The organism is Robiginitalea sp., from assembly GCF_049588695.1.
Lineage (GTDB): Bacteria > Bacteroidota > Bacteroidia > Flavobacteriales > Flavobacteriaceae > Robiginitalea.
In genome coordinates this window covers 1-7739 of record NZ_JBAVZJ010000229.1, presented here as the reverse complement: position 1 = coordinate 7739, position 7739 = coordinate 1, and the positions used below count along the sequence as shown (strand labels likewise).

Annotated in this window: 7 protein-coding genes; 4 read left to right on the top strand and 3 right to left on the bottom strand. The window is 48.0% G+C overall.

Annotated elements, in window-relative coordinates; all coding sequences use genetic code 11:
* Nucleotides 1–413, bottom strand: a 413-nt coding sequence (locus WBV75_RS05590; RefSeq protein WP_424119660.1) for a 6-pyruvoyl trahydropterin synthase family protein, incomplete at its 3' end; no start/stop codon positions are given.
* Between the two features lie 87 nt (nt 414–500).
* On the opposite strand from WBV75_RS05590, the gene WBV75_RS05585 reads away from it, so the two are divergent.
* The 3 genes from WBV75_RS05585 to WBV75_RS05575 all read left to right on the top strand — a co-directional run bounded on the left by WBV75_RS05585 (nt 501) and on the right by WBV75_RS05575 (nt 4280).
* Entirely contained in the window at nt 501–2336 is a 1836-nt protein-coding gene (locus WBV75_RS05585; RefSeq protein ID WP_424119659.1) for an ABC transporter ATP-binding protein, read from the top strand.
* A 148-nt stretch (nt 2337–2484) separates the two neighbouring features.
* Nucleotides 2485–3174, top strand: a complete 690-nt coding sequence (locus tag WBV75_RS05580; RefSeq protein ID WP_424119658.1) for a hypothetical protein — start codon at nt 2485–2487, stop codon at nt 3172–3174.
* Nucleotides 3174–4280, top strand: coding sequence for a BamA/TamA family outer membrane protein (locus WBV75_RS05575; protein WP_424119657.1), 1107 nt, complete (start codon nt 3174–3176; stop codon nt 4278–4280). The genes WBV75_RS05580 and WBV75_RS05575 overlap by 1 nt, the downstream gene beginning before the upstream one ends.
* Nucleotides 4281–4370: 90 nt before the next feature.
* On the opposite strand, the gene WBV75_RS05570 is transcribed toward WBV75_RS05575, so the two are convergent.
* Both WBV75_RS05570 and WBV75_RS05565 read right to left on the bottom strand, forming a co-directional pair.
* Nucleotides 4371–5144, bottom strand: coding sequence for an enoyl-CoA hydratase/isomerase family protein (locus tag WBV75_RS05570; protein WP_424119656.1), 774 nt, complete (start codon nt 5142–5144; stop codon nt 4371–4373).
* 15 nt (nt 5145–5159) lie between these two features.
* Complete coding sequence (locus tag WBV75_RS05565; RefSeq protein WP_424119655.1) at nt 5160–6494, bottom strand: MATE family efflux transporter; 1335 nt, start codon at nt 6492–6494, stop codon at nt 5160–5162.
* A 155-nt stretch (nt 6495–6649) separates the two neighbouring features.
* On the opposite strand from WBV75_RS05565, the gene WBV75_RS05560 reads away from it, so the two are divergent.
* Nucleotides 6650–7447, top strand: a complete 798-nt coding sequence (locus tag WBV75_RS05560; protein ID WP_424119654.1) for a universal stress protein — start codon at nt 6650–6652, stop codon at nt 7445–7447.
* Nucleotides 7448–7739: the final 292 nt, after the last annotated feature.

Below are 7739 nucleotides of genomic sequence, written 5' to 3'. Positions count from 1 at the left end.
CCGGTTTCCCGAAGTTTCAGGGAATGCAACTGAATCCCGTCGGGCAGCCGTTTTCGAATTTTATCGGCAAAATCGACAACCATATTTTCTGAGGTGGGCTGGTAATCGGCCAGGATTACTTTGTGTCCGTTTTCCTTAAGGGTATTGGCCAATGCCAGGTGGGGCGTACTGCCGTTAAATACAGTAGCGTGATCAAAAGGATCGACTATTTCTTCCTTTACAATGGTTTTCAGATCCCCGAAATCAATCACCATACCGAGCTTTTTATGGCCCGTTTCTTCAATGGGGGAGCCGATTACCGTTACTGAGAGGTGGTAACTGTGCCCGTGCACGTTCCGGCACTTACCGTCATATCCATAGAGTGCATGTCCGGTTTCAAATGTAAATTCTTTGGTAATCCGTATGCGTGCCATCGCCTGTGCTTTTAACGGTGTAAAAGTAGGAATAATGTCTGACCGGGGCCCTATATGGATTGGAGGAGTTCATTAACTTGCAGGAATATGCGGCGTACCCGACTAAAATCCATAACAGATAAGGATCGGATCGATCTGAAGGATTCCTTTAAGGGATGGCGTTCGATCCCCCGTTTTTTTTCGGAAATCTACAGGGCGGCACCGGGACTTTTTCTAATCAACACCCTGGCCCGTTTTCTTAAGGCTTTCAGCCCCGTCGTCCTGCTTTGGATCGGGAAATTGATTATAGATGAAATTGTGCATCTCCTCGAGGTGGGGACAGCCGATATTGACCAGTTATGGGTGTATGTCGGCATTGAATTAGGGGTCGCCCTGCTGTCCGATTTACTGGGTCGGGTGGTGAATCTTACTGATGGCCTTTTAGGGGACCTTTATTCGAATTCCTCTTCTGAACGCATTATCAGAAAAGCCCAGGAACTCACCTTAGAACAACTCGAAGATCCTGAATTCTACGACAAACTGGAGCGGGCCCGAACGCAGACCAACAGTCGGGTCAACCTGATGAGCAATGTTCTGGGGCAGGCCGAAGGACTGCTTTCAGTGGGTTCCCTCATCGGTGGACTCATCTATTTTGAACCCTGGCTGATCTTGTTGTTAATTTTAAGCGTTATCCCTTCCTTTATCAATGAGATAAAGTACTCTTCAGACCGGTACTCCCTGGCCCGCAGCTGGACCAGTGAGCGAAGGGAACTCGATTACCTCAGGTATATAGGGGCCAATAGCCAGACGGCCAAGGAAGTCAAGCTTTTCGGGCTGACCGGCTTTATAGCCAAACGATTTAAAAACCTCGCACATGAGTACTACCTGCTCAACCGCAAACTCGCTATCCGGCAGAGTATTTTTGGCGGCTTATTTAACCTGCTGGGTATTCTGTCCTATTACGGGGCCTATGTGCTGATCATCTACCAGACGCTTGGGGGTTTTCTCACCCTGGGGGAACTCACCTTCCTTTCAGGATCCTTTAACCGGCTTCAGGGAAGCCTCCAGTCTTTTTTCTCCAGGTTTACCCGCATTTCTGAAAGCGCCCTGTACCTGAAGGATTATTTTGATTTTATCGATCTTAAAATTCCCAAACCCGAACATGAGCCGATTCCCATGCCAGACAAAATCCGCAGTGGATTTGAGTTTAAAGATGTTCATTTTACGTATCCCGGGGCGAATTCTCCAACTTTAAAAGGGATTTCTTTTGCGTTGAAGGCCGGTGAGAAAATGGCATTTGTCGGACAGAATGGAGCTGGAAAAACCACATTGATAAAGCTCGTGCTGAGGTTTTATGAGCCGACAAAAGGGAGGATTTTCCTGGATGGTACAGATATTTCACGTTTTGATAAACAGGCGTATCGGGACCGTTTCGGCGTTATATTTCAGGACTTTTTCCGGTACGAATTTACGATTCGGGAGAATATTGCCGTGGGCAATATCGAGGCGATTGACGATACCCCGCTGATACAGGATGCCGCCCGAAAGAGCCTTGCCGACCAGGTGATTGCAGCGTTGAGCGGGGGGTTGGAGCAACAACTGGGCCGGCGGTTCAACCGGGGGCAGGACCTCAGTGGTGGTCAGTGGCAAAAGGTCGCCCTTGCGCGCGCCTATATGAAGGATGCAGAGGTCATGGTACTCGATGAGCCTACAGCCTCCCTGGACGCCCGTGCAGAGTACGAGGTGTTTAAGCGTTTTATTGCGCTGACCAAAGGCCGGACCAGTATTATCATTTCGCATCGGTTTAGTACAGTGCGTATGGCCGATCGTATTTTGGTTCTCGAGGATGGGCGGATCCTCGAATTAGGCACCCATGAAGAGTTGTTACAGAAAGATGGTCTCTATGCGGAGCTTTTCCGGCTACAGGCGGCAGGGTATCAGTAAAAGGATTTACGGAATACAAAAGGATCTTCCCACAAAGGGCACTAGCCTTAATTCATTTGCCTATCTTAGAGTAAGAATAAAGCGAGACTCTTTTCGGATAACCCATCAGATCTTGAATGGGGAAAAATAAAACAACTAACACAAAATAATGTCGCGCATAGTTTTCACGAGGTCATTGGTTATTGTCTTTGCGGCCTATTTATATTGTTTTTCGGGGACGGCCCAGCAAATTTCCCCGGACAACCTTTCACAGGATAGTGTGCTGACACCTTTCCGGAAAGGGCGATGGCTGAGTGGTCTCAGCGGCACATTTAATTCGAGTACCCTGAATATAGAATCCTCAGACAATCTGGTTTCCGCAAATTCCTATGGCCTGGAAATTTTTACAGGTACTTTTTTCAAAGACCGGTGGTTTCTCGGGGCAAATGTATTCGTGAATTCAAATACGGGAAACGGCCTGATTAAAAAGGAATCCGAATCTTTGCTGGTAGGGCCTTCTTTTAGCTATTATTTTTTAAAAGAACCCTATGGCTCCCTTTATATGAGTGTGTTGCCGGGGTATTTTAGAATCCGCGAATCGGCCACTGTGGAACCCGGAGGGGGGCTTATCCAAGAAAAGGCAGAAGGCCCGGGTTTTGCCACACGGATCCGCCTCGGCTTTGCCTATGTTATATCTGATCGGATTGTACTCGACGTAGGGCTCGGGACTAATCTGGCTTGGATAGATGTTGATTTTGTCTCGACTATTGAACAAACCAGCAGGACAGAGTCGATTTTCTCCAATACCACTTTTTTCTCTTTTGGCTTTAACGTATTACTGGACGAATTTTTCTTCTGATGAGATGGATTCTATCAATCATACTACTCCTAGGGGTTTCCCTCCACACCTTCGGGCAGCGCAAGGATAAAGGGATTGTTCGCTCTGACACGCTTAAAACAGGTGGGAATCTGAAGCTGATCGGAATCCCCGTTCTCTTTAGTACCCCTGAAACCGGATTTGGATTCGGAGGGGGCGGGCAGCTTTTCCTGACCGGGGAGAGCAACACTTTTCGGGCCAGACAATCAAACATTCTCTTCACGGGGATTTACACCGCCAATAATCAGATTATCATCCAGGCTTTACCCCAGGTGTATTTTGGCAAGGGAGACTACTATCTTGATGGCTCCTATGAATTTCGCATTTACCCAAATAAATTTTGGGGAATAGGAAATGATACCCCGGAAGACAATGTGGAGGATTACGATATGACAAGTCATAAAGTGAGGGTCGATTTTCTTAAAAGGCTCCCTCCCTCCCTTAATTTTGGGTTTCGTTTTAATTTTGAAAACCATGAGGTTACAGAGGTGGAAGCTGGAGGGATTCTCGATTCCGGGGAGGTTCCCGGGAGTGATCGGGCCGTAATCGTGGGGTTGGGTGCGATCTTTAATTTCGACACCCGGGACCAGGTTGAAGATCCGCACGGAGGGTATTATGTAACTTTCAATGGACAGTTTTCAAGTGAGAATTTCGGTGCTACGCACGGGTTTAACAGGTTTGAAACCGATCTACGGGCGTATCGCCCGATCCGTGAAAAGGGCCTGCTAGCCCTGCGATTATACGTGCAAAACAATTTTGGCGATGTACCCTTTCAGGCGAAGGCCCAGTTCGGAGGGGGTAATATGGCAAGGGGATATTTTGCCGGACGTTTTATCGATGACCAAATGTATGTATTGACGGCTGAGTATCGCTGGCGATTCCATCCCAGGTGGAGCCTGGCTGCTTTTGGGCTCATGGGAGAAGTGTCCAATATCACCCAGAATTTCTTCCAGGACCCCAAATTCAGTACCGGTGGGGGCATTCGCTTCAAAATCCTAAAACAACAGAACACCCTGGTCCGACTGGATGTAGGGATCGGGGAAGATGGCAATAGCGGTTTCTATTTTGGGGTGAATCAGGCATTCTAGCTCATAACCACAAGGTCTATCCAGAGCCGTAAAATATCCGGGCGCCATTTGCTGTATCAAAACACCGGGATGCTTCGATTAGTCTTTGGGTCAGGATTTCTTCTTGAATTCGGCTATGGTTTTCTGAGCCCTATCGGAAAGGGCGAGTTTCCCGGTCATGGCAGCCCGATCTGTGAGTAGTTGACCCCAGTGTTCGGTTCCTTCCCACAGGGCTTGCTTTATCAGCTTCAGGGCCTGGGGGGATTGAGACGCGAGGTCGCGTGCAAAAAATTCCGATTCCTTATCTAAAGAGGCGCGGGATTCAAAGACTTTTGAATATAAACCCCGTTCTTTCGCCCAGTAGGCACTTTTCCACTCCGAAGGAGCCAATGTCATTTCAGCCAGTCCTGAAACTCCCGCTTTTCGTGCCACGGCTGGGGCAATAACCAAAGGGGCAATTCCAATCCCGAGCTCTGAGAGACGCAAAGATGCTTTATCGGAGGCTATGACGTAGTCACAGGCGGCGATCAGCCCGACACCACCACCCACAGCTTTACCCTGTATCTTTCCGACAATGGGTTTGTGGCAGGTGCGCATGGTATTGATCAGTCGGGCAAACCCACTGAAAAAAGTTTTGCTCTGTTCGGGTGTTGAAACCTGGAGCAACTCGTCAAAGGAAGCCCCCGCGCAAAAAGCTCGGTCCCCTTCGGATTGAATCAGGATGGCAGAAACCTCCGGATTTTCACTCAGCGCTTCCAATTCCCGGCAAAGCCGGTCGAGCAGTATCGAATTCAATGAATTGCTCGCCGGGTGGCCAAATTCCAGAATGGCCAGACCTTCATCAATACGGGTGTATAAACTTCCCTCTTTGCGAGTTGTTTCCATGGTTTTACTTCAAATTTAGAGGTTTTGCAGATGGGGGCGAAATTTTCTCCGGAACTTCCAGATAAGGGTGCCTCCCCGAATCAGCATCCAGCATGTAAATGCGATCCAGATTCCATAAAGCCCGAGATTCAGTGCCTTTCCTGCATAGAGGACGGGTAAAAATACCAGAAACGTCGCCAGGAGCAATACATTTCTCAGGTATCGCATTTCACCCAATCCTTTGAATATGCCGTCAAAGACGAAGGCAATAGTATTGATGGGCATTCCCAGAATTACGATAATAAAAATACTGTAGAAAGCATTCAATACAGCGGGTTCGGACGAGAATATACGTCCTATCGGATAATAGAACACCCCCCCGAGGAGCATGAGCAGCAAAGCGACCCACAGGGCATATCGCGTTATTTTTTTACTCAGTAGCCAAAGGCTCGAATAGTCTCCTGCGCCCAGGAAACGTCCCCCCAGGATTTTTCCGGCAGCGGAGTACCCATCGATAAAAAAGGCCGAGAAAAGCCAGAGATTAACGGCTATGGTATGCGCTCCTATAGCTTGATCTCCGAGGGCTGTAGCCTCCCGCACCCCAAATAACAGGGCGACATTGAGGGAGAGGGTTCGCACAAAGAGGTTCAGGGCCATGCCGATCAGTCGTTTTAGCTCAGGATGCAGGGGCCATCTTGGAAGGAGCCGGACAGAGGTCTGGGTCATAAGTAGCCAAAGTGCCATTACGGCCATCACCCCCTGTGCGATAAGACTTGCCCAGGCAGCACCCTCAAGGCCCATTGGGGGAAGCCATGAAGAAACCCCGTAAACGAGGATAAAATCCAGCACTATATTTAATCCGGCGCCCGTAATGGCGATGAGCATGGGCCAAACAGTGTTTTGAAGGCCCTGGAAAATACCCATGATGGCAAAGACCAATAAAGTAAGCGGGAATCCCCATACCCGTATTTCATAATAAGCAACACATCGATCGAGAATTTCCCCCGAGGCATTTAGAAGTTCAAAAATCTCCCTGCTAAAGGGAAGGGAAACCAATAAAATAATAATGCTAATCCCGATATTGATTACGATGGCTTGTGCGGGGAGCGTTTGGATCTCAGATAATTTTCCGGCACCGTAGTATTGGGAAATGATTGCTGAAATTGCAGAACGGGTTTGCCCGAGAATCCAGATGAGCATACTTAGGAAGGCCCCGACAATCCCTATTGCTGCAAGAGATTCAAGACCTTTTTCGGGAATATTGCCCACAATAGCAGTATCTGTGATGCTCAATACAGGCTCAGCGATTCCGGCGATAAGGGCGGGAATTGCAAGCTTGTTGATATTGGCAAAAGTAAGGGCTGAATTCACCGGGCGAAGATACGCGGAGTACCGGGATATTAAAAAACCTGTAAACAGACCCGGGGCTGTGCTGTCAATCTATAAGATGTTTTTTTGACTTTTGAGGCATGATAACGGTTCAGGCTTTTTATTGTAAATTTAAATGGTCAAATTAATCCGATTGTATGAAAAATTTTCTGGTGCCTGTTGGGAATTCTAAGGATTCATATGAAACGCTCCAATATGCCGTGGACTTTGCAGCTCATTTTGATGCTGTGGTTTATGTTATGGAGGTCCTCAATGTAAGTACAAGGGCCGGGGACCTTGCCAATACATCTGAGAAGTTTCTGGCCAGTAGTCGGGAGCGGATTCGGGAAGTGATCAGCCACGTGGACACTAAATCGGTGATCCTGAAGGCAGCCACATATACCGGAGACCTCATCGACGGGTTGAAAGAGATCGATGCTGAACTTGGGATAGATTTGATTATTATCGCTCCCAGATCTGTAGAGGTGGACGAGGAGAACTATTTGGGAAGTACCTCCGGGAGCATAATTAAACGTACAGATATTCCTACACTCATAGTGCCAAAAGGGGTGAAATTCACACCCTATAAGAAAATACTTACAGCTTTCAAATCCGGGGTGCTGAAGCGGAACCGTATACTCAACCCGCTGATCGCCATTAAGAAGGAGTTTTCGTCCAAAATCAGCCTCATACTTGTGAAAACTCCCGGGTACACCGATGAGGATTTAAAAATCAATACGGCTTTGATGGATGTCAGTTCCGATGTAACACTTACGGAGCAAGCCAAAACGTATTTGGGGGTACTCGAACACCTCAAGGAATACCAACCGGATTTACTCTGTGTTTTCAGAAGGAAACGCGGATTTTTTTCCGCGCTCTGGGAGAAGAACCGAATCCTTAAGTCGGAGTTTTCAGTGCGCATCCCCGTTTTGGTCCTCAGCGTTAAGAAGGATTAGGGTTCCGGGATTGTATCTTATATGTCTGCAGGGGGGCAGATGGTGCGCTGGCGATCAGTCATACAAATACAGTTTTCATTACGCTAACAATACCTGACGGTATTGGCGATCGGAAAGTTACTAGAGCGCCGGAGTAGCTTCGCTGCTCCAGACTGTCTCCAGTCCTGCAAATACAGTTTGCTTCGCCCGAGGCGGAGATGTCTTAAAAGCAGAAAATCTGCTCTAATAGATTGAAAGTACTAGAGTTATTGACCGGAGTAGCTTCGCTGCTCCAGGGCCGAACGGTTAAAAC